The organism is Desulfuromonas sp. TF (assembly GCF_000472285.1).
Taxonomy (GTDB): Bacteria; Desulfobacterota; Desulfuromonadia; order Desulfuromonadales; family ATBO01; genus ATBO01.
In genome coordinates this window covers 645,571-667,024 of the sequence record NZ_KI421421.1, presented here as the reverse complement: position 1 = coordinate 667,024, position 21,454 = coordinate 645,571, and the positions used below count along the sequence as shown (strand labels likewise).

The following is a 21,454-nucleotide window of genomic DNA, read 5'->3' as shown; positions in this document are numbered from 1 at the left end:
GTAAGCTGTAAGCTGCAAGCTGCAAGCTGTAAACTGTGACATAAGTCCAGGATTTATTGGACAAATTAAAACTCAAGGATTTTACAATGACCCAGCTCGAACTCGCCCGTCAGGGCATTATTTCCGACAAGATGAAACAGGCGGCCGCGGCCGAGGGAATCGATCCCGAGATCCTTCGAGGACGCATCGCCGAGGGGACCGCGATCATCTGCCATAACAATCGGCACACCGGCGGCGTTCCCCTGGCCGTGGGCAAGGGGCTGCGCACCAAGGTCAACGCCAACATCGGCACCAGCAAGGACGACAAGAGCATCGACAAGGAACTGGAGAAGGCCCGGGTTGCGGTTGCCGCCGGCGCCGACGCCATCATGGACCTCTCCACCGGCGGCCCGATCGACGAGATCCGCGCCGCCATCATCCGCGAGACCGGCGCCTGCATCGGTTCGGTCCCCCTCTACCAGGCTGCCGTCGACACGGTGACGCGCAAGGGGAAGGCCATGGTCGAGATGACCGCGGACGAGATCTTCGACGGCATCCGGAAGCACCTCGATGACGGCGTCGACTTCATCACCGTCCACTGCGGGGTCACCCGCGCCACCGTGGAGCGCATGGACCGGGAGGGCCGGATCATGGACGTCGTCTCCCGCGGCGGCTCCTTCACCGTGGAGTGGATGGCCCACAACGATGCCGAAAACCCCCTCTTCGAGCAGTTCGACCGGCTGCTGGAGCTCGTCAAGCCTTACGATGCCACACTCTCCCTGGGTGACGGCTTCCGCCCGGGATGCCTGGCCGACGCCACCGACCGGGCCCAGATCCAGGAGTTGATTCTCCTCGGCGAACTGACCCAGCGGGCCTGGGATGCCGGAGTGCAGGTGATGATCGAGGGTCCCGGGCATGTACCCCTGAACCAGATCGAAGCCAACATTCAGTTGCAGAAGCGACTCTGCCACGGCGCCCCCTTCTACGTTCTCGGCCCCCTGGTCACCGACATCGCCCCCGGCTACGATCACATCACCTGCGCCATCGGAGGCACCCTGGCCGCCGCCGCCGGAGCCGACTTCCTCTGCTATGTCACCGCCAGCGAGCACCTGCGCCTGCCGACGGTGGAGGACGTTCATGAAGGGGTGATGGCCTGCCGCATCGCCGCCCATGCCGGGGATATCGTCAAAGGCGTTCCCGGTGCGATCGAAAAAGACATCGCCATGGCCAAATGCCGGAAGAAACTCGACTGGGAAGGGCAGTTCGCCCTGGCCCTCGATCCGGAAAAGGCCCGCCGCCTCCGGGCCGAGTCCGGCGTGGACGAAGAGCACGGCGCCTGCACCATGTGCGGGGAATTCTGCGCCTACAAGGTGATGAACGAGCGCAGGGAAAAAAAGGCGGCGAACTGACCTCCTCTTCCGCCGGGACCGGTCAATCAGCCGGTCCCGGCCTCAATCGCCCCCCCCGCAGATCCTCTTCCGGCTCAAGCTCACCGGATTACCCCCTTCCTTCAACCTCTCCTTTTTTCTGTCTTGATTCATCGGCAGGGCCCTGCCAAATATCGTATCCTGTGGCATAGTTTAATCAGTCCAACCGGAGGGTTGCTCCGCCATGCCGCCAATGCGCACTCTTCTCCTGCTGCTACTGCTCCCCTGCTCCGCCTTCGCCCAGCCGGGAGAGAATTCATTAGAAAAAGGTCCGCCGCCGGCACTGATCGTTACCGATGCCGTCACCGAGGATACGGTGCGGCCGCCCCTGGCCCTCGTCGGGACGGCCGAGCCGCGCCGTCTGGCGGAGGTGGCGGCGCAGACCGACGGTCTGGTGGAATCTCTCGAAGCCCGCAAGGGCGACACCGTATCGAGGGGGGATGCGCTGGTCCGTCTGCGAACCCTGCCGGTTCAGCTCCAGTTGCAGGAGACCCGGGCGCGCCTTGCCGAAACACGGGACCGCATCGGGAAGGCACGGGGTGATCTCCGGCGGGCCCGGCAGCTCTTCGATCAGAAGTTCATTTCCGAAGAAGAGCTCGAAGCGCGCAGCACCGATCTCAGCGCCCTTGAGAACCAGGCAGAACAATTCCGGGCGGCAGTCCGCATCATGGAGGACCGCCTGGCGCGGATGACCGTGCGCGCCCCCTTTTCCGGGCAGGTGGTCGAGGAGAAGACCGAAACCGGCCAGTGGCTGGCCGAGGGCGACACGATTGTGGAACTGGCCGACCTCGGGGTCATCCACGTCACCGTCCAGGTGCCCGAAAAGCATATCAGCGAAATAGGAAGGGGGACTCCGGCCGAAGTGACATTTGATGCCCTTACCGGGCGGACTTTCCCCGGAGAGGTCAGCGCGGTTGTCCCCCGGGCGGATCCGGCTTCCCGGACCTTTCCGGTCGAAATTGCGATCGACAACCCCCACGGGAAGATTCTGGCCGGCATGCTCGCCCGGGTGACTTTTCACCTCGGCGCGCCGCAGACCGTTCTGCTGATTCCCAAGGATGCCCTGATCCCCCAGCCCCAGGGAGGCGGACGCATCTTCAAGGTGACGGAAGGTCAAGCCAAGCAGGTTACGGTCGATATCCTGGGGGCCTACGGCGACAGATACGCCTTAAAGGGTGTTGACGGAAACCTGGCTCCCGGCGATCGGGTGGTGGTGCGCGGAAACGAGCGCCTGAGGTCGGGACAGGCAGTAACGGAGAGGCAGCCGGAATGACCGGGCGTCGCCTGCGGCTATGCCCTGGCAAGCCTTGAATCTTGGACTTTGGACCTTGAACCTTCCTGAAAAGCCATGAGTCTTATATCCACTTCCATCGACCGCCAGGTTGCCGTCACCGTCGGGGTCATTCTGGTCCTGCTCTTCGGCCTGATTTCTCTTTTCCGCACCCCCATTCAGCTCACCCCCGAAGTGGCGCGTCCCGAAATCACAGTTTCCACCGTCTGGACGGGGGCCAGCCCCGAGGAAGTGGAGAGGGAGATCGTTCAGCGACAGGAAGACGAGCTCAAGGGCGTCGAGGGTGTCCTGGAGATGGATTCCGAATCCCGGGACAGCGAGGGAAGGATCGTTCTCACCTTCCAGCCCGGCACCAACATGGACACGGCCCTGGTCAAGGTCACCAACCGCCTCAACCAGGTGCGCGACCTTCCCCTGGAGGCCGAACGGCCGGTCGTCTCCACCGTCAACACCCAGGACCAGCCCATCGCGTGGTTCATACTCAAGCCCCTCCCCGGAAACGACCGGCCCATCTACACCTACGAGATCTTCGCCGAAGACTTCATAAAAGCCCGTTTCGAAAGAGTCCCAGGGGTGGCCCGAAGCAATGTGCTGGGCGCCCGGGAGCGGGAGATGCAGGTGGTGGTCGACCCTGAACGGCTCTCGGCCTACGGCTTCACCCTCCAGGAATTCATCCGGACACTGGAGGCGGAAAACGTCAACATCTCCGGGGGAAGCTTCGATGAAGGGAAGCGCCGCTACATCGTTCGAACCCTGGCTGAATTCGTCGAACCGGCCGATGTGGAGCGGGTGGCGCTGACGACCTCCTCGGGGGAGCGGGTCTTCATCGGCGACGTCGCGCGGGTCCGGTTCGGCTACGAACGTCCCGACGTTTCGGTGCGCCAGAACGGCGAGCCGGCCGTGGCGGTCAACGCCCTGCGGGAAAGCGGCTCCAATGTCCTGGAAGTCATGGCCGGACTCAAGGAGGCCCTGAGGGAACTCAACGAGGGTGTCCTGAAGGAGGAGGGGCTGGAGCTGACCCAGACCTACGATGAAACGGAATATATCGAGTCGGCCATCGACCTGGTCCAGCAGAACCTGTGGATCGGCGGGACGCTGGCGGTGCTGGTGCTCATTCTCTTTCTGCGCTCCTTCTCCTCCACCCTGATCGTGGCCACGGCCATCCCCATCTCACTGGTCGGGACCTTCATCGTCATGGCCCTCCTGGGGCGCACTATCAACGTCATCTCTCTGGCCGGCCTGGCCTTCGCCGTCGGCATGGTGGTGGACAACGCCATCGTGGTTCTGGAAAACATCTTCCGCCACCGGCAGATGGGCAAGAACCGCAAGGATGCGGCCCTCGAAGGGACTCGTGAGGTATGGGGGGCCGTCCTCTCCTCGACCCTGACCACCATCGCGGTCTTCCTGCCGATCCTGTTCATCGTCCAGGAAACAGGTCAGCTGTTCCGCGACATCGCCCTGGCCATCTGCGGCGCTGTGGCCCTTTCTCTCATCGTCTCGGTTTCCGTCATCCCCTCTTTTGCCGCCCGGATCCTCGGCGAAGGCGCTCCGGCAGGCGGAGCCCGGAAAGGACGCTACGGCTTCAACGACCTGTTCGGGGCGGTTCCGCTGGCGGAGAGGATTACCGACGGAATCGCGGAATTCAACTACAGAATCAGCAAAAGCATCATGGCCAGCCTGCTGCTGGTCCTCCTTCTGACCGTAGCCGCGCTTGGAACAGCCTGGCTGCTTCTGCCCAAGCCCGAATATCTTCCCACCGGCAACCGCAACCTGATCATCGCCCTGCTCATTCCGCCGCCAGGATACAATATCGACGAATTCATCCGCATCGGCCAACAGCTCGAAGCCGAGTTCGGATCCCTGTGGGATGAGGAGGAGGCCAATCCTCGCGGTCTTCCCTCCCTGAGCCATTTCTTCTACGTGGCGCGCGGCCGCCAGATTTTCATGGGCCTGAGATCGACCGAACCGGACCGAATCCGCGAGCTGATACCCTTTGCCAGGGAAAAACTCTCCCAGGTGCCGGGAATGATCGCCGTTGTGCAGCAGAGTTCCCTGTTCGACCGCACCCTTTCGGGCGGACGCAACATCGATGTGGAGTTCTCCGGGGCCGATCTGGTGCGCCTGGTGGAAATAGGCGGCGAGGCCTTCGAGGCGGTCAGCCGCTCGATTCCCGGAGCCCAGATACGGCCCGTTCCCAGCCTTGACCTGGGCAATCCCGAAGTACGGGTCATCCCCGACCGGGTTCGGCTGGCCGATCTGGGCATCACGGCCAGGGAACTGGGGATCGCGGTCGATTCCTTCGTCGACGGCACCCGGGCCGGCACGGTCAACGTGGAAGGCACCGAGCTCGACCTGAAGGTCATGGGAGCCGAGGAGTACGCCAGCCGGACCCAGGCGATCGAATCGCTTCTTCTCCGCAACGGCCAGGGGCGCACGGTTCCTCTCGGATCGATCGCCCGGGTGCGCCTGGTGGCCGGGCCCGAGCAGATCAATCACTCCGAGCGTCAGCGCACCATCACCATCCAGGTGACGCCTCCGGAAGAAGTCCCTCTGGAAGCGGCCATGGAAACCATCCAGTCTCAGGTAATCGAGGAGCTGCGCCGCGACGGCATTCTGGGAAGCGATGTACGCGTCCGGCTGGCTGGAACGGCAGACAAGCTGCGCATCACCTTCGATGTGCTCAAATGGAATTTTCTCCTGGCCCTGATCATCACTTACCTGCTCATGGCGGCCCTCTTCGAGAGCTTTTTCTATCCCTTCGTCATCATCATGTCGGTTCCTCTCGCCATGGCCGGCGGCTTGCTGGGCCTGTGGCTGGTCAATGCCCTGATCACCTATCAGGCGCTGGACGTGCTCACCATGCTCGGCTTCATCATCCTCATCGGAACGGTGGTCAACAATGCCATTCTCATCGTCCATCAGGCCCTCAACTTCATGCGGGGGAAGGGGATGGAAAGTCACGAGGCGCTTCGCGAATCGGTGCGCAGCCGGGTGCGTCCGATTTTCATGTCCGTCGGAACGTCTGTTTTCGGAATGCTGCCGCTGATTCTCTTCCCCGGCCCCGGCAGCGAACTCTACCGCGGCCTGGGCAGCGTCGTCGTAGGCGGCCTGGTAGTCTCCACGGTCTTCACCCTCTTTCTCGTACCGGCGCTCTTCAGCCTGCTCATCGACCTGCGCCTGAGGCTGACCGGACGGGCGGCCAAGGGGACATCCAATTAAAAAGCCGGACCAGGTCCGTCGGCGCAGAATCCCAATATCTCCCGGCTCGCAGAAAAATTGCCGACAACCGACAATTTACTTGTCCTGAAGTCCCGGGCTGTGTTCTACTTGCAAAGTTTGGCCTGGCCAAATATCTCACCAGCCCGGGGAGGGATATTGCCCATGTGTGCAAAGAGTGCAAAGAAAAACCATCGTCCGAAGCGCACCCGCAAGCTGAAGCTGCGCGGGTTCAATAATCTCACCAAAACCCTCTCCTTCAACATATACGACATCTGCTACGCCCGCTCGCCTCAGGCGCGCAAGGAGTACCTGGAGTATATCGACGAGGAGTACAACTCCGAGCGACTGGTCCGCATTCTCAGCGAAGTGGCGGAGATCATCGGGGCCAACATCCTCAACGTCTCCAGCCAGGACTACGATCCCATGGGGGCGAGCGTCACGATCCTCATTGCCGAGGAGCCGGTGGATCCGAAACCGGACCAGGTGCTGGCCCATCTCGACAAGAGCCATCTTTGCATCCACACGTACCCGGAAACCGATTCCAAGCTGGGGATCTCCACGTTCCGGGTCGACGTCGACGTCTCCACGTGCGGCAAGATCAGTCCCCTGAGAGCTCTCAACCACCTCGTCGAATCCTTCGAATCGGATATTGTCCTCATGGATTACAAGGTCCGGGGCTTCACTCGCGACGTGCGGGGGACAAAGCACTATATCGACCACAAGATCCTTTCCATCCAGCAGTACATCCGGAAATCGATCCTTGAGCAGTATCAGTGCGTGGACATCAACATCCACCAGGAAAACCTCTTTCACACAAAAATGATGCTGCAGGATTTCAACCTCGAAAATTACCTCTTCGCCACCGCCGCACGGGATCTCACCGAGTCGGAAAAAGAACGGGTCAAGGAGAGCCTTCGCCGGGAGATGACCGAGATCTTCTATTCCAAGAACATTTTCTGATCGTTCGCAAATCCAAAGGCGTTAACCACAGAGACACAGAGGCACAGAGAAATCTAAAAAATCAGGCTTTCTCTGTGTCTCTGTGCCTCCAGTGAGCTAAGCAAACAGGTGGTGACGCCTTTCAGACAAAGGAGATCACCATGCCTTTCGCCCTGCGCAGAGTCCTGCTTCTTCTCCTCGTTCTTTCACCGTTCCTTGGAGCCTGTGCCGCTCCCGCGCTGAAAGCCGATCCCGAACTTCCCTACCCTCCGTCCCGTCAGCCCGAAGTAGGGGACATTCTTCACCTGCCTACAGGTCTATTTGTCAGCGAATCACGGATGCTGCAGATAGCCACCGACTCCCGTATCGTGTACGTGGGAGAGACTCACGACAATCCCGCCTCCCATAGGCTTCAACTCCATATTCTGAATGCCCTGAGCGAGCGTTATCCCGGTCGGGTGGCCCTGGGCATGGAGATGTTCACGTCGGAGCAGCAGACGGTTCTGGATCGGTGGACCGCGGGCGAGCTCACGGAAAGGGAATTTTTACGCAAGGCAGGATGGTATGAGCAGTGGAAGATGGATTTCGACCTTTATCGTGACATTCTTCTGTTCGCTCGCGAGCGGCAAATCCCGGTCATCGGTCTCAATGCCGGAGAAGGCCTGCGGGCGATCGTCAGAAAAAACCCGGAGGAGCTCACTCCGGAGGAGCAAGCCCGACTTCCGGAGATGGACATGAGCGACCCTTATCAGCGCTCTCTGGTGAAGTCCATCTACGGCGGGCACGTCCAGGGTGAAGCCCGGCTCGAAAGCTTCCTGCGCATCCAGACCCTCTGGGACGAAACGATGGCGGACAATGTGGCGCGCTTTCTTGAGAGCCCCGAGGGAGAGGAGAGGCACATGATGGTCATGGCCGGAGGCAACCACATTCGATTCGGCTTCGGCATTCCCCGCCGGGTCTTTCGTCGCCTGCCCACCTCCTACACCCTTGTCGGATCCAAGGAAATCATCATTCCCGAGGAGAAGCAAAAGCAACTCATGGATGTGGAAATCCCAGGATTTCCCATGCCCCCCTACGACTTTGTCGTCTTCACTGCCTATGAATCTCTGGAAAAGCAAAAGGTCCGTCTGGGGGTGATGCTGCAGGAGAAGGATGGGAGCGTACGAATTGAGAAGGTGCTTCCAGGTTCCGTCGCCGAAAAGTTCGGCGTTCAGGCGGGAGATGTGCTGGTCTCATTTGACGGGGAACCGGTAAAGGACAGCCTTGATGTCATCTATGCAGTCAAGGAGAAACAGACCGGCGACCGGGCCGTCCTGGAGATCGCACGCGACGGAGTGCAAAAAACGCTGGAGGTTCTATTCGTGACTCCAATAAATAACGAAGAAAGTGACAATCCGTAAACCCGGCACGCCTTCCGTACGAACAAGCTCACCGGGGATCAAAGCACTTTGCGGAAAAGGTTCGCCGCCTCTTCGCTGAGCATCACATCCAGAGCATGGTGAAGCGTAGGACACTGCTCGTAGAGGTGCCAGCGAAAATTGCCGCTCATCCAGTACAGCTTCCATTCGTCGCGACTGTCGTTGTGCACCAACCTCCCCGACGCTTCATCCACGTTGCACGCTTCGACCGCGCTGAAATAGTTCAGAAAAACGACATATCCGTCACGCACGGCGTTCACCTCCGCCGGCATCTGGTGATCGGCAAAATATTTATATATGACCCGCCGAGTGAATTCGTTAGGATGTTTCTGCAGCATTTTCGACCTCCAAGAAGCCGCATACCTGCGGCGTGTTGCGCTTCCTCCTCCACCCTTCCACCGGACAGATGAGCAGTCCATCTCTTCCTATTCAATTTTATAGCAGATCCCGTGCCAAATTAAAGACCAAAATGGTAATAAATTACCCGAAAAAAAAACCGCCCCTCGCGAGGGACGGCTTTTTCACTTCTAGCCCGCTGCAAAGCCCTGACTTCTCCCTGTTCAAGCCCTTCCGGCGCTTCCCAGGACGGTTTCGTTCTTGTGCTTGATCAGTTTGATCAGCTCTTTGCGAGCTTCGCCCAGATACTTGCGCGGGTCGAATTCGGCCGGGTTGTTGGCCATGTATTCACGGATCTTGGCGGTCACCGCCAGACGCCCGTCGGAATCGATATTGATCTTGCATACCGCGCCCTTAGCCGCCCGGCGAAGCTGATCCTCCGGGACGCCGACGGCCCCTTCCATCTTGCCTCCGTAGCGGTTGATGAGATCCACATATTCCTGGACCACGCTGGAAGCCCCGTGCAGAACGATAGGGAAGCCCGGGAGGAGGCGCTCGACCTCTTCCAGGATATCGAACCTGAGTTCGGGAACGACTTCCCCCGCCTTGAGCTTGAACTTGTAAGCCCCATGACTGGTTCCAATGGAGATGGCCAGGGAATCGACTCCGGTCTTCTTCACGAAATCCTCGACCTCTTCGGGCTTGGTGTAGGTGGATTTCTCCGCCTGCACCTCGTCCTCGATGCCGGCGAGGACCCCGAGTTCCCCTTCGACGGCGACATCGAACTGATGGGCGTATTCGACCACCTTCCGGGTCAGGGCCACGTTCTCCTCATAAGGGAGATGGGAGCCGTCGATCATCACCGAGGAAAATCCCGAGTCGACGCAGGACTTGCAGAGTTCGAAGGAATCGCCGTGGTCCAGATGCAGGGTAATGGGGATATTTGAACCCATCTCCCGGGCCATCCGTACCGCCCCCAACGCCATGTAGCGAAGCATCGTCTCATTGGCGTAGTCGCGCGCTCCCTTGCTCACCTGAATGATCACCGGTGAGGAGGTTTCGGCACAGGCCACTATAATCGCCTGTAATTGTTCCAGATTGTTGAAGTTATAAGCGGGTATGGCGTACCCGCCCGATACCGACTTCTGAAACATGTCGCGGGTGTTGGCCAGCCCCAGTTCGCTGTAGTGAACCTTGTCGCCCATTGTCTTCGCCTCCTGTTCAAATTAATGGAATTCGTTCCCGCTGGGAAAAGGTCCTGTCAATGAACAGGTTGGGAATCTATTCATCGACAGAGCCTAGATGCAATTAATACCAGCTCACCAGGTCCAAGTCCAGCCAAAGCCGCCAGAAAATTTGGAATAAAGGTTGAAAAAATGAGCCCGGTTCGTTTAGGATACGATGCGTTTTGGCCGAAACCTGCCGTTGCGCTGATATTTTTCCAAGAAGGGATTCAGGATGAGCACACAGACTCAGGAGACTTATTTCAAGGATTGGAAAAACCGCGAGGAAATTGCCGAAACGATGGTTCCCATCATCGGCCGGCTCTACCGCAATCACGGGGTCGTCACCACCGTCTACGGCCGCTCCCTGGTCAATCAATCGACGATAGATATTCTCAAGGCCCACCGCTTCGCCCGGCAGATTCTCGAGAATGAGCTTTGGGTGCGGGACAGTTTTCCTGTCCTGGAGGCCTTAAGCAGGCTCGATCTGTCCCCGGCCCGGATCGATATCGGAAAGCTGACCATCCGGTATCAGGCGCAGGCGGCGGGGACCTCGGTGGAGGACTTCGTCCGGCAGGAGCTGAGCAGCATCAACACGGGCAAAGGATCGATGCTGATGGAGCCGAGGGATGTGGTCCTTTACGGCTTCGGCCGCATTGGCCGTCTGCTGGCCCGCATTCTCATCGAACAGACCGGAGGCGGCGACAAGCTCCGGCTGCGCGCCGCGGTGGTGCGCAAGGGCGCCGAAGACGACCTGATAAAGCGTGCAAGCCTGCTGCGCCGAGACTCGGTGCACGGACATTTTCAGGGGACCATCACCATCGATGAGAAGGAAAACGCGATCATCGCCAATGGCAACATGATCCGCATCATCTATGCCGATGCCCCCGAAAACGTCGACTACGGTCGGTACGGCATTCAAAATGCCATCCTCGTGGACAACACCGGCAAATGGCGCGACCGTGAAGGACTCAGCCGGCATCTCAAGACCAAAGGGATCGACAAGGTCGTGCTGACCGCTCCGGGCAAGGGGGACATCCCCAACATCGTCTTCGGTGTCAACAACGACCTGATCTCGGGGGAAGAGCGCCTCCTTTCGGCCGCCAGCTGTACCACCAACGCCATCGTTCCGGCTCTCAAGGCGGTAAGCGACCGGTTCGGCATCGTCAACGGCCATGTTGAGACCTGCCACTCCTACACCAACGACCAGAACCTGATCGACAACTACCACAATAAGTCCCGCCGCGGCCGGGGAGCTCCCCTCAACATGGTCATCACCGAGACCGGAGCGGCCAAGGCGGTAGCCAAGGCTCTCCCCGAGCTGGCCGGGAAACTGACCGGCAACGCCATCCGCGTGCCCACCCCCAATGTCTCCCTCGCCATCCTCAATCTGACCCTGGAGAAAGAGACCACGGTCAAGGAGTTGAATAATTACCTCCGGGACGTCTCTCTCGATTCACCCCTGCAGAACCAGCTCGACTTCACCAACTCCCCCGAAGCCGTCTCCAGCGACTTTGTCGGCTCCCGCTATGCCGGCGTGGTCGATTCCCTGGCCACCATCGTCGAAGGAAACCGCTGCGTTCTCTACGTCTGGTACGACAACGAATTCGGCTACAGCTGTCAGGTGATCCGGATGCTCGACCGCATCGCGGGGCTGGAGCTCCCTTCCCTGCCCGCCTGAGGGAGGACGAAATGAGCTGAATCCGTGAGCTCGGTACTGCGCTGCCGATTTTAAGCGGCATTGCGGATTTCACCAGGTGAGGGGTGAGGAGTAATTTCCCCGGAGATCCCGAGCTTTTTCTCCTCACGCCCCACGCAAAAAAAGGGCCCGCTCCAAAAGAAGCGGGCCTTTTTTTTATGCTTTTCAAGGCGAGGGATCAGTCGCGCCGCATCAGACGCATCTTCTTGCGCAGGCGCCGCTGGGCTTCCTTTTCCTTGCGCTTGCGCTTGACGCTGGGCTTCTCGTAAAACTTACGCTGCTTCATCTCACGGAAGAGACCTTCTTGCTGCAGCTTGCGCTTGAGAACCCTGATGGCTTTTTCGACGTTGTTGTCGACAACATGAATTTCCACGGAAGAATCACCTCGCTTTCCCATATCTTCTGAACCTGGACCAAGGCCAGGGTAAAAAGAAAATTTAAATCAGATTTGAACAAAAATCAAGGAGAATCTGGTTTTTCTTCGCCGGATGTCGAAAACAGAAACACCTGAATGCCGCCGTTGGTGAGGATCGCCCTCTTATGAAGGGGGAGCCCCGTCGCCTTCACAAGACCCTCGTCGGGACACACAATGGCCAGCCGCCAGCCGCCGAAACGTTCGCGGAAAACACTCCCCAAGGATCGGAAAAGAGGACGCAGATCGCTGTCCCGTCCCAATCTTTCACCGTAGGGGGGATTGCACAGGAAGACCCCCCTCCCTTCCGGAGCCGGCCTCCGGGACAATTCCAGCGGCTGCAAATCGATGCTCTCCAGCACGCCGGCCCGGTCCGCGTTGCGGCGGGCGGCTTCCACCGTCGGAATATCGCGATCCGAACCACAGATAGGCACGGAAACTGCCTGCACCCCCTTTCCGGCCTCGGCGAGGAGAGCATCCCAGAGACCGGGCCGGTATCGCGGCCAGTTCATGAAAGCAAAGGATCGCCGCATTCCCGGCGGCTGGTTCCCGGCAATCAGTGCGCCCTCAATGACAAAGGTCCCCGAACCGCACATCGGATCCACCAGGGCAGAGGAGCCGTTCCAACCCAGCAGCATCAGGATGCCGGCTGCCAGCGTCTCGCGCAGAGGCGCCCGGGCCGTCTCCTCCCGATAACCCCGGCGATGGAGCAGTGCGCCGGAGCTATCCACCGAGAGAAGACAGACATCGTTCTCGAATCGGGCCAGGATCAACTGCTCCGGCCCGGCAGCGGGAGAACCGCCTCGTCCCAGCGCCCTGTCGATGGCCTCGCTGATGGTGGCGGCAATACGCCCGGTGTGATTGAGGCGGGATCCATGGCTGCTTGCGCGCACGACGATGCGGTTATCCGACCGGACATATTTTCCCCAGGGCAGCCGCACCGTCTTGCGAAACAAGTCAGGGAAATCCCGGCTTTTCGCCGTCCCGATCCGCACCACCACCCGACTGGCCGTGCGCAGCCAGAGATTGGCCCGGTACAGGTCGCGCCGCTCTGCCTCGAACTCGACGCCGCCCATTGTGACACGCACCCCGGCCATGCCCAGGGAGGCCAGCTCACCTGCGCACACCTGCTCCAGTCCTGGTGCGGTAATGGCGAACAGCCTGTCCAGACTTTTGTTCAAAGAGGCCTCCTGAAAAAGGTTGCATCTTAACACGGGGCCCGGAACCTGACAAATTCTTCCACGCCGTTCTCTCGCGCCGCCCCCAAGTGCCTCATTAATTTATGATTGGAGGAAGGGAAAAAATCTGTATAATAAATTGCAGATTTGCCGAGACTCTTCTCCCCCGCAATCGAAAAACCATGCCACCAAGAGCATCTGATGAGATATTCCAAGTATTTCAAATCCGAGCAGAAGATCTTCCTCCGTTCGCTGACCGCCGACGCAACATCGGGGCGTCTCGATGCACTTACCGTCTACTTCCATGAAGAGCACGGCGATTATTTTGACCTGCTCCTTCCCTATCAGACCAGGGAGGAAGAAAACTTTCCCTTTTCCCCCGACATGCCTTTCGAGATACTCTCGGATACCATGGGACTTGGCGTCCGCCTGACCGGAAACTTCGTGGAGCAGCGTCGCCAGGACCTCATCCGTTTGCGGGTGAACAACGACCTGCAGATCTTTCAACGCCGGCTCGCCAGTCGCCTCGACGTCACCGTCGGCCTGCGTTACACCAAGGGCCAGGGCACGCTCCGGAGTTTCCGTGAACAGTGGGAAAAGAACGTTCGGATCTTGCGGAACACAAAGGATTTCAGCAAGATCCCTCCCTTCCCACAGACCAGTGTCAATCTCAGCAACGGGGGAATCCGTTTTCAAATAAAGCCGCCGATCAGAATTGCCGATCTCTGTCTGCTGCTTCTGAAACTCGAGGAGAATGAGGCGCCGTTATGCGCCCTCGCCGAAGTCGTCTGGCTGGATGAAGAAGAGGTGCAGGGCCGTCGTTGTGCTGGAATGCAGTTTTTGAGCATTCTGGAAGCGGATCAGAAGCGGATCATCGATTTCATTAAAAAAGTGCCTCCCGCGAGCGGAGAAAAATCCGCCGGCTGACAAAGTGGGCTCCTCTCAACCATGGGGGGGCGACATATCTCCTTCTTGGAGAAAAGCACCCGCCGGCGGCATCGTTGAAGGAGTGACTCCCCCCTGGCGCAGGCGGCGCAGATACTCTTCCCGCGGCAGTTGCCTGGCTCCCAGAGATTCAAGGTGAGAAGTGGGCAGCTGACAGTCGATCAGCTCGAATCCGTGCCTCTGCAGTCGCTGCGCCAAGGTGACGAGGGCGACCTTGGAGGCGTTGGCCGCCCGGTGAAACATCGATTCTCCAAAAAAGCAACGGCCCAGGCAGACTCCGTACAATCCCCCCTCCAGCTTCCCCTCCCTCCATGACTCCACCGAATGGGCATAGCCCAGCTCATGCAGAAGACAATAGGCCTGCCGCATCTCGTCGGTAATCCAGGTCCCCTCCCCTCCTTCCAGGCGCAGCCGTGCGCAGGCGGAAATGACCTGATCGAAAGCCTGATCGAAGGTAACGGAAAAAAACCCCTGGCGCAGGATCTTGGCCAGGCTCCGGGAAATCTTCAGTTGATCAGGTTCGAGAATGCAGCGGGGATCGGGAGACCACCATAGAATCGGGTCGCCCTCATTGAACCAGGGGAAGATCCCCATGGAATAGGCCAGGAGAAGACGGCGGGGGGAAAGATCGCCGCCGACCGCCAGCAGCCCGTCGGGTTCAGCGAGTTCGGGGCCGGGAAAAACGGGCTGCTCGATCAGACGGTAGACGGGCATAACTGCTGTGAGGAGTAAGGCCTCACTCCTGACTCCTCACGGATTTTCCGGGGTAGCTGAAGGTCAAATGGTCATCCTTCAGTCCGATCCTCACGGTCCCTCCCTTGCTGAGGCGGCCGAAGAGGATCTCGGAAGCCACCACGTCGCCGATTTCCGTTTGGATGAGGCGTCCCAACGGCCTTGCCCCGAAAGCGGGGTCGTAGCCGCGGCGGGCCAGCCAGCCCCGGGCTCCGGCGGACAGGATGGCGGTCACCTTCTTTTCCGCGAGGCGCTGCTGCAGCTCGGCCATGAACTTGTCCACCACCTGGAGCATGACCGTCTCGCTCAGGGGATTGAAGGAGATAATGCCGTCGAGGCGGTTGCGGAATTCAGGGGAAAAGGTCTTCTCCACCGCCTGCCGCGGGGCGGATGGCGCTCCGCCGCCGAAGCCGATGGGATTGGCGCTCATCTCCCGGGCCCCGGCATTGCTGGTCATGATCAACACCACATTGCGGAAGTCGGCATGCTTGCCGTTGTTGTCTGTGAGGGTGCCGTGGTCCATGACCTGCAGCAGGATGCTGAACAGATCGGGATGGGCCTTTTCGATCTCATCGAGGAGCAGGACGCTGTAGGGATTCTTGACCATGGCGTCGGTAAGCAGTCCCCCCTGATCGAAACCTACGTAGCCGGGGGGCGAGCCGATCAGTCGGGCCACGGAATGTTTTTCCATGTACTCGCTCATGTCGAAGCGGACGAACTCCACCCCGAGCTGCGCGGCGAGCTGGCGGGCCACTTCGGTCTTCCCCACCCCCGTGGGTCCGGTGAAGAGAAAAGAGCCGACCGGCTTTTCCGGATGTCCCAGCCCGGCCCGGGCCCGGAGGATGGAGCGGCTCAGCGCGTCGATGGCAGTGTCCTGTCCGAAGACTTTCCGCTTGAGATCGCGGTCGAGGTTTTTAAGGCGCCGGCGGTCGGGAGCGGATACCGTGCGGGCCGGGATGCGGGCCATCCCCGCCACCACTTCCTCCACCTCCGCGACCCCGACTTTCTTCTTCGGCACGGGGAAAAGACGGCAGCGGGCCCCGGCCTCGTCGATTACGTCGATGGCCTTATCGGGCAGGTGCCGGTATTTGAGATGCCGTCCGGAGAGTTCCGCCGCGGCCGCGAGGGCGGCTCCGCTGTAGGTGACGCCGTGATGCTCTTCGTAACGGCTTTTCAGGCCCTTGAGGATCTCGATCGTCTCGGCCACGCTCGGTTCCAGGATGTCGATTTTCTGGAAGCGGCGGGAAAGGGCTCGATCCTTTTCGAACAGGTTCTTGTATTCCTCGAAAGTAGTGGAGCCGATGCAGCGCAGTTCCCCCGATGCCAGGGCCGGCTTGAGAATATTGGAAGCGTCCAGAGAACCGCCGCTGGTGGCTCCGGCGCCTACCGTGGTATGTATTTCGTCGATGAAGAGGATGGCCTCGGGCTTGTTTTCCAGGGCTGCCAGAACCCCTTTGAGTCGCTCCTCGAAGTCGCCGCGGAATTTGGTCCCGGCCAGCAGGGCCCCCATGTCCAGGGCATAGATTTCAGAGCCCAGCAGGACCTCGGGGACTTCTCCGGCATGGATCATCAGGGCCAGGCCTTCAGCCAGGGCGGTCTTGCCCACCCCCGGATCCCCGACGTAGATGGGATTGTTCTTGCGCCGGCGGCAAAGCACCTGGATCGTCCTTTCCAGCTCCCGACGGCGGCCGATCAGGGGATCGATTTTACCTTCCCTGGCCCGCGCCATCAGATTGACGGTGAAGGCCGCCAACGGATCGCGCCCCGGCGCGGTCCTGGGCGCCGACTCCCCTTCCTGCTCGGGAGCCGCCGTTCCGGGCTTTTCCTCCCTGGAAAGCCTGGGCATGCGGTGTGAAATGTACTGCAGGACCTCCAGCCGGCCGACTCCCTGGACTTCCAGAAAATGGGCGGCATGGGAGTTCTTCTCCTCCAGAATAGCGGCCAGCACGTCGCCTACCGTGATCTCCTTCTTCCCCGCCGAGTGCATGTGCACCACCGTTCGCTGCAGCACACGCTGCAGTCCCACCGTCTGCTCGGGAACAGCCTCTCCCTCCCCGGGGAGGGATTCCAGCTGGCGGACGAAGAAGTCTTCCAGCTCCTCCTTGATGGAATCGAGGTCGCCGCCGCAGGCGCTGATGATCTCCTGCCCCTGCTCCTCGAAAAGCATGGCATAAAGGACATGCTCCGTGGTGAGGTATTCGTGATGCCGGCGCTGCGCTTCCCGCACGGCCAGCGAAAAAGTTATCTGAACTTCCTGACTGAACATAGGCGACATCCCTCATTCCTCTTCGAGGCTGCATCTGAGGGGAAACCCCTCTTCCCGGGCTAGAGAATGCACCCGGGCCACCTTGGTTTCGGCGATTTGAAAAGGGTACGCCCCGCACATGCCGATTCCCTTGAAATGGATATTAAGCATAATCTGGTTGGCCTCGGCAGGCGATTTACGAAAAACCGCCTCCAGCACCTGCACCACGAATTCCATGGTAGTGTAATCGTCGTTGTGCATCAAGACCTTGAACATCGGCGGAGACGCGGGCCGGGTCCGACTCTTTTCGGCGACCCGGCTCTCCCCCTTCGGCTGCTGCTTGCTCACTGTTGGTTCTCCGTCGTGACCGTGATTTGTTCTTCATGGTATCACAACTTGCTCGGAGGTTCCAAGGCAGAGAATCGAGATGACGATTAGCTTTCATGAAAACAGCCACTGTGCTATATTCACGCTTCTACTGCCGCATCCACCGGATCAAAGAGGACCGACAGCTCCTTTTTCCCGGTGAATCCGGTGGAAATGAAGACTTGCAGAAACCACAAAGGAGAAAGCATGCAAGATTGGCAATGGGGACAAAGCGGAGACCAGATGGAGCAGAAGGTCACCGAAATAGTCGAGCGATTTAAAAACAATAAGCCACCCGTGAAGGTTTTTATCGGCATCGCCTTCGTCCTGCTTCTCATCTGGGGGGCCTCCGGCAGCTTCTACAAGGTCGATACGGAACAGACGGGTGTGGTCCTTCGATTCGGGCAGTTCGCGGGGTTCGCCCAGCCCGGTCTGCATTTCAAACTCCCCTTCGGCGTCGATCGGGTCTACCTGGTCCGGACCGGAAGGGTTCTCAAAGAGGAATTCGGCTTCCGCACCGTTCAGCCGGGCATCCGAACCACGTACAGCAAACAGGGGCTCGAAGAAGAGTCCCTGACCCTTACCGGCGATCTCAACGTGAGCGACATCGAATGGATCGTTCAGTACCAGGTGTCCGATCCCTACAAGTTCCTCTTCAGGGTCAAGGCTCCCGAAGAGACCATCCGGGATATCTCGGAGGCGATCGTCCGCAAGGTGGTGGGCAATTCCAATGTCTCCGAAGTCCTCACCACCGAGCGGGCCATGCTCGCCTCGGCCATCGAGAAGGACCTGCAGGAAACTCTCAACAGCTACGATGTCGGCGTTCGGATCGTCACGGTCAAGTTCCAGGACGTTAATCCTCCCGATCCGGTCAAGGCCGCCTTCAATGAGGTCAACGAAGCCGAACAGCAGAAAGAAAGCCTGATCTTCCAGGCCAGGGAGCAGTACAACCGCGAGGTTCCCAAGGCCAGCGGGGTTGCCCGGAACACGATCCTCAACGCGGAAGGATACGCCTTGGAGAGGATCAACCAGGCCGAAGGGGAAAGCAGCCGATTCCTCGCCCTGCTGACCGAGTACCGCAAGGCGCCGGAGGTAACCCGGCAGCGCCTTTACCTGGAGACACTGGAGGAGATTCTGCCGCGAATGGAGGAAGTCTATATCATGGACGCCAACGGGGCCGGAGCGCTCCCTCTGCTTCCCCTGCGCAGTGAGAAGAAGGGAGGAGCGCAATGAAAAAGCCTCTGCTGATCATCGTCGTCATTGCCCTGGTCATTCTCGCAAAAGGCAGCATGTTTGTCGTTGAAGAGGGACAACAGGCCCTGGTCACCCAGTTCGGCAAACCGGTCGGCGATATCCATCAGGCGGGACTGCACTTCAAGATTCCCTTCATCCAGGATGCCTATCACTTTCAAAGCCGGATACTGAAATGGGACGGCGATCCGAACCAGATCCCCACCAAGGACAAAAGATATATCTGGATCGACACCACCGCCCGCTGGCGGATCGCGGATCCCCTTCTCTTCTTCAAGACCGTGGCCACCGAACAGGGAGCCCTGAGCCGACTGGATGACATCATCGACTCGGTGGTGCGCGACGCCGTCTCGGGACATCTGCTGGTGGAACTGGTGCGCGGCAAGGATTACCAGCCGCCGGCCGGAGTCAAGGAAGAAGTGTTTGAAGTCGAAGGAGCCGCCTCCGTTCCGGTAGAGAAACTGGCCGGCAGAGAGCAAATTCTGGCTTCAATTCTGGCGCAGGCACGGGCCAGCACTCCCGAATACGGCATCGAGCTGATCGATGTGCAGATCAAAAGGATCAATTACGTCGAGCAGGTGCGCACCCGGGTCTACGAGCGGATGATTGCGGAACGAAAGAAGGTCGCCGCCGAGTACCGCTCGGAAGGCGAAGGGGAAAAAGCCGACATTCTCGGGCAGATGCAGAAGGAGCTCAAGCGCATCGAGTCCGAGGCGTATCGGACCTCGGTGGAGGTTCGCGGCAAGGCTGATGCCAGTGCAGCAGCCATCTACGCCGGCGCCTACGGCAAGGACCCCGAATTCTACCGATTCATACGCAGCCTCGAATCCTATCGCAAGGCGATGCGGGAAAATGCCAGAATGGTCATTTCCACGGATTCCGATTTTTATCGTTATCTTCAGAAGGCTAGATAAGTAAGGCTCCATGCACGGCATGGTTTAGCGGTGACGATATGACACTCTCAGCTTTCGCCTTTTTCGTCTGCGGACTGGCGGCTCTGATCGTAGGGGCCGAGTGGCTGGTCCGCGGCGCGGCGCGGCTCGCCGCCTCCGTCGGCATTTCTCCCCTGGTCGTCGGCCTCACGGTCGTGGCCTTCGGCACCAGCTCCCCGGAGCTGGGCGTCAGCGTCATGTCTTCTCTTACCGGCCAGGCGGGAATTGCCGTCGGCAACGTCGTGGGGAGCAACATCTGCAATGTCCTGCTCATCCTGGGGCTCTCGGCTCTTTTTGCGCCGCTGATCGTGGCCCGGCAGCTGATTCGGATCGAGGTGCCTCTGATGGTCGGTGTCTCCTTCCTCTTCGCCTTTATGGCTCTGGACAGAGAATTCGGTCGACTGGACGGAATTCTCCTCTTCGGAGGTGCGATCGTCTATACGGTCTGGGTCATCCGCCGCAGCCGCCGCGAAAGCCAGGAGAGCAAGAAGAACTCTTCAATGACGGAGGGGGAAAACCCACCGGCAACCGGAGGCGTAAAGAGCCTGGCCTGGCAGTTCTGCCTGATTGTCGCCGGACTGGCGCTGCTGGGACTTGGGGCGAACTGGCTGGTCGATGCGGCCGTTACCCTGGCCAGACATTTCGGAGTCAGCGACCTGCTGATCGGTCTGACCGTCGTGGCTTTAGGGACATCGCTGCCGGAGCTGGCGGCTTCGGTGATGGCCAGCATTCGCGGGGAACGGGACATTGCGGTCGGCAACATCGTCGGCAGCAACCTCTTCAACATCCTCGTCGTTATCGGCCTCACCGCAGTCGTGGCGCCGGAGGGGGTCCCTATCGCCGAGACCGCTGTTCAATTCGATATTCCGGTCATGCTCGCCGTGGCCGTTGCCTGTCTTCCGATCTTCTTCACCGGACACCTGATCGCCCGCTGGGAGGGAATGCTATTCTTCTTTTACTATATCGCCTACACTCTCTACCTCATCCTGAATGCCCTGCAGCATCAAGCCCTGCCCGTCTTCACCACGGCCATGGTCGGATTCTTCCTCCCTCTTACCGGAATCACCCTGATGGTCTGCCTGATGCGGGCATACCGACAGAAGCACACGCATCCATCTCATTCCTGAATCCATGAGTGCACTCACGATTCACAGGGCGATGCGCTTGCCTGCCCCGAACTCCTCCGCGAGCTCCGGCTCCTCGATCAGGGCCTTGACCGCCTCGGTCAGGCGCACTCCCCTGGAGTCGAGCCCCGTCTCATCCAGTGCCTGTCCTAAAGCCTCAAAGGTAACGTTCATGAGCGATTTCTGGAAGAGATTCATAAGAACGGGTTTAAACTCGCCGAGGGCCGGCATGGCAATCGCCTGGAGGCAGGAGTCGGAATCAGTGGAAGTCATCGACCGGCACAGGAGAGGCCGCACCGGATAGATCGCGCAAGACTTCGTTTCATCTAGAAAGGCGCAGGGCCGACGCAGAAAGAGCCGCTCTTCTTCATCCAGCCAGCGGCTGCAGGCATAGAGTTGATCGATCCGCTCCTTCAGCCGAGTGAATCCCTCCCCTGCAAACTCCCTTTGCACATAGGCGGCAATGGCGATGGCTTCCGGGAGAAGGGTCGAGACGTTCAAAACGCAGCACGTGCCGCACCCGGCACGGCAGGCAATGTGTTCGGGTCCGTGGAATCCGATATTTTCGGCGAGCGTCTCTTCAGCCAGAGAAGTTATTCTGGACGTGGTTCCGCAGATTGCGGCCGCGCTCCTTGCGCTTTCCAACTCCTCCGCCACCACGGCCCGGACTTTTTCTGCATAGGAAGAAAAATCGAAGTGCCTTTGCATTTCACAACCCCCCCCGGGTATTTTTCCCCA

General features: G+C 59.6%; 18 protein-coding genes. 10 read left to right on the top strand and 8 right to left on the bottom strand.

Going from position 1 to position 21,454, the window contains the following annotated elements:
• Positions 1 to 86: 86 nt before the first annotated feature.
• The 5 genes from thiC (at position 87) to DTF_RS23720 (ending at position 8,255) form a co-directional block, all read left to right on the top strand.
• Positions 87 to 1,388 (top strand): phosphomethylpyrimidine synthase ThiC, encoded by a 1,302-nt coding sequence (gene thiC, locus DTF_RS0114515; RefSeq protein ID WP_027715897.1) that lies wholly within the window; start codon positions 87 to 89, stop codon positions 1,386 to 1,388.
• A 202-nt stretch (positions 1,389 to 1,590) separates the two neighbouring features.
• Entirely contained in the window at positions 1,591 to 2,679 is a 1,089-nt protein-coding gene (locus tag DTF_RS0114510) for an efflux RND transporter periplasmic adaptor subunit (RefSeq protein WP_081702985.1), read from the top strand.
• 75 nt (positions 2,680 to 2,754) lie between these two features.
• Entirely contained in the window at positions 2,755 to 5,916 is a 3,162-nt protein-coding gene (locus tag DTF_RS23725) for an efflux RND transporter permease subunit (RefSeq protein WP_035057121.1), read from the top strand.
• 162 nt (positions 5,917 to 6,078) lie between these two features.
• Positions 6,079 to 6,876, top strand: a complete 798-nt coding sequence (speD, locus tag DTF_RS0114500; protein ID WP_051361325.1) for an adenosylmethionine decarboxylase — start codon at positions 6,079 to 6,081, stop codon at positions 6,874 to 6,876.
• A gap of 140 nt (positions 6,877 to 7,016) precedes the next feature.
• Positions 7,017 to 8,255 (top strand): ChaN family lipoprotein, encoded by a 1,239-nt coding sequence (locus tag DTF_RS23720; protein WP_051361324.1) that lies wholly within the window; start codon positions 7,017 to 7,019, stop codon positions 8,253 to 8,255.
• 38 nt (positions 8,256 to 8,293) lie between these two features.
• On the opposite strand, the gene DTF_RS0114490 is transcribed toward DTF_RS23720, so the two are convergent.
• Both DTF_RS0114490 and DTF_RS0114485 read right to left on the bottom strand, forming a co-directional pair.
• Positions 8,294 to 8,611, bottom strand: coding sequence for a DUF3024 domain-containing protein (locus tag DTF_RS0114490; RefSeq protein WP_027715894.1), 318 nt, complete (start codon positions 8,609 to 8,611; stop codon positions 8,294 to 8,296).
• A gap of 222 nt (positions 8,612 to 8,833) precedes the next feature.
• Entirely contained in the window at positions 8,834 to 9,814 is a 981-nt protein-coding gene (locus tag DTF_RS0114485) for a class II fructose-bisphosphate aldolase (RefSeq protein WP_027715893.1), read from the bottom strand.
• 253 nt (positions 9,815 to 10,067) lie between these two features.
• On the opposite strand from DTF_RS0114485, the gene DTF_RS0114480 reads away from it, so the two are divergent.
• On the top strand, positions 10,068 to 11,513 hold the full coding sequence (locus DTF_RS0114480; protein WP_027715892.1) for a glyceraldehyde-3-phosphate dehydrogenase: 1,446 nt from the start codon (positions 10,068 to 10,070) through the stop codon (positions 11,511 to 11,513).
• 196 nt (positions 11,514 to 11,709) lie between these two features.
• On the opposite strand, the gene rpsU is transcribed toward DTF_RS0114480, so the two are convergent.
• Entirely contained in the window at positions 11,710 to 11,928 is a 219-nt protein-coding gene (rpsU, locus tag DTF_RS0114475; protein ID WP_369798601.1) for a 30S ribosomal protein S21, read from the bottom strand.
• Positions 11,929 to 11,990: 62 nt separating this feature from the next.
• On the bottom strand, positions 11,991 to 13,124 hold the full coding sequence (locus tag DTF_RS23715) for a class I SAM-dependent RNA methyltransferase (RefSeq protein ID WP_051361323.1): 1,134 nt from the start codon (positions 13,122 to 13,124) through the stop codon (positions 11,991 to 11,993).
• Between the two features lie 198 nt (positions 13,125 to 13,322).
• Here DTF_RS23715 and DTF_RS0114465 point away from each other — a divergent pair, with 198 nt between their 5' ends.
• On the top strand, positions 13,323 to 14,048 hold the full coding sequence (locus DTF_RS0114465) for a PilZ domain-containing protein (RefSeq protein WP_027715890.1): 726 nt from the start codon (positions 13,323 to 13,325) through the stop codon (positions 14,046 to 14,048).
• Positions 14,049 to 14,063: 15 nt separating this feature from the next.
• On the opposite strand, the gene aat is transcribed toward DTF_RS0114465, so the two are convergent.
• From aat to DTF_RS0114450, 3 genes are read right to left on the bottom strand one after another with little or no spacing between them, the layout of a single operon-like run.
• Positions 14,064 to 14,780, bottom strand: a complete 717-nt coding sequence (gene aat / locus DTF_RS0114460; protein WP_027715889.1) for a leucyl/phenylalanyl-tRNA--protein transferase — start codon at positions 14,778 to 14,780, stop codon at positions 14,064 to 14,066.
• A 22-nt stretch (positions 14,781 to 14,802) separates the two neighbouring features.
• Positions 14,803 to 17,064 (bottom strand): ATP-dependent Clp protease ATP-binding subunit ClpA, encoded by a 2,262-nt coding sequence (clpA, locus tag DTF_RS0114455; RefSeq protein WP_027715888.1) that lies wholly within the window; start codon positions 17,062 to 17,064, stop codon positions 14,803 to 14,805.
• Positions 17,065 to 17,076: 12 nt separating this feature from the next.
• The gene (locus tag DTF_RS0114450) at positions 17,077 to 17,319 is read right to left on the bottom strand and encodes an ATP-dependent Clp protease adaptor ClpS (protein WP_051361349.1); all 243 of its coding nucleotides are present in this window, start codon (positions 17,317 to 17,319) and stop codon (positions 17,077 to 17,079) included.
• 297 nt (positions 17,320 to 17,616) lie between these two features.
• Here DTF_RS0114450 and hflK point away from each other — a divergent pair, with 297 nt between their 5' ends.
• Genes hflK through DTF_RS0114435 form a run of 3 tightly spaced genes read left to right on the top strand, consistent with a single transcriptional unit; the run spans position 17,617 to position 20,719 of the window.
• The gene (gene hflK, locus DTF_RS0114445) at positions 17,617 to 18,642 is read left to right on the top strand and encodes an FtsH protease activity modulator HflK (RefSeq protein ID WP_027715886.1); all 1,026 of its coding nucleotides are present in this window, start codon (positions 17,617 to 17,619) and stop codon (positions 18,640 to 18,642) included.
• The gene (gene hflC, locus DTF_RS0114440; RefSeq protein ID WP_027715885.1) at positions 18,639 to 19,574 is read left to right on the top strand and encodes a protease modulator HflC; all 936 of its coding nucleotides are present in this window, start codon (positions 18,639 to 18,641) and stop codon (positions 19,572 to 19,574) included. Before hflK ends, hflC begins: the two co-directional genes overlap by 4 nt.
• Positions 19,575 to 19,612: 38 nt before the next feature.
• Positions 19,613 to 20,719 carry a calcium/sodium antiporter gene (locus DTF_RS0114435; RefSeq protein WP_027715884.1) on the top strand — a complete coding sequence of 369 codons (1,107 nt, stop codon included), beginning with the start codon at positions 19,613 to 19,615 and terminating at the stop codon, positions 20,717 to 20,719.
• Positions 20,720 to 20,740: 21 nt separating this feature from the next.
• Here the strand turns inward: DTF_RS0114435 and DTF_RS0114430 are convergent.
• On the bottom strand, positions 20,741 to 21,454 hold a 714-nt coding region (locus tag DTF_RS0114430), incomplete at its 5' end, for a YkgJ family cysteine cluster protein (protein WP_226989355.1).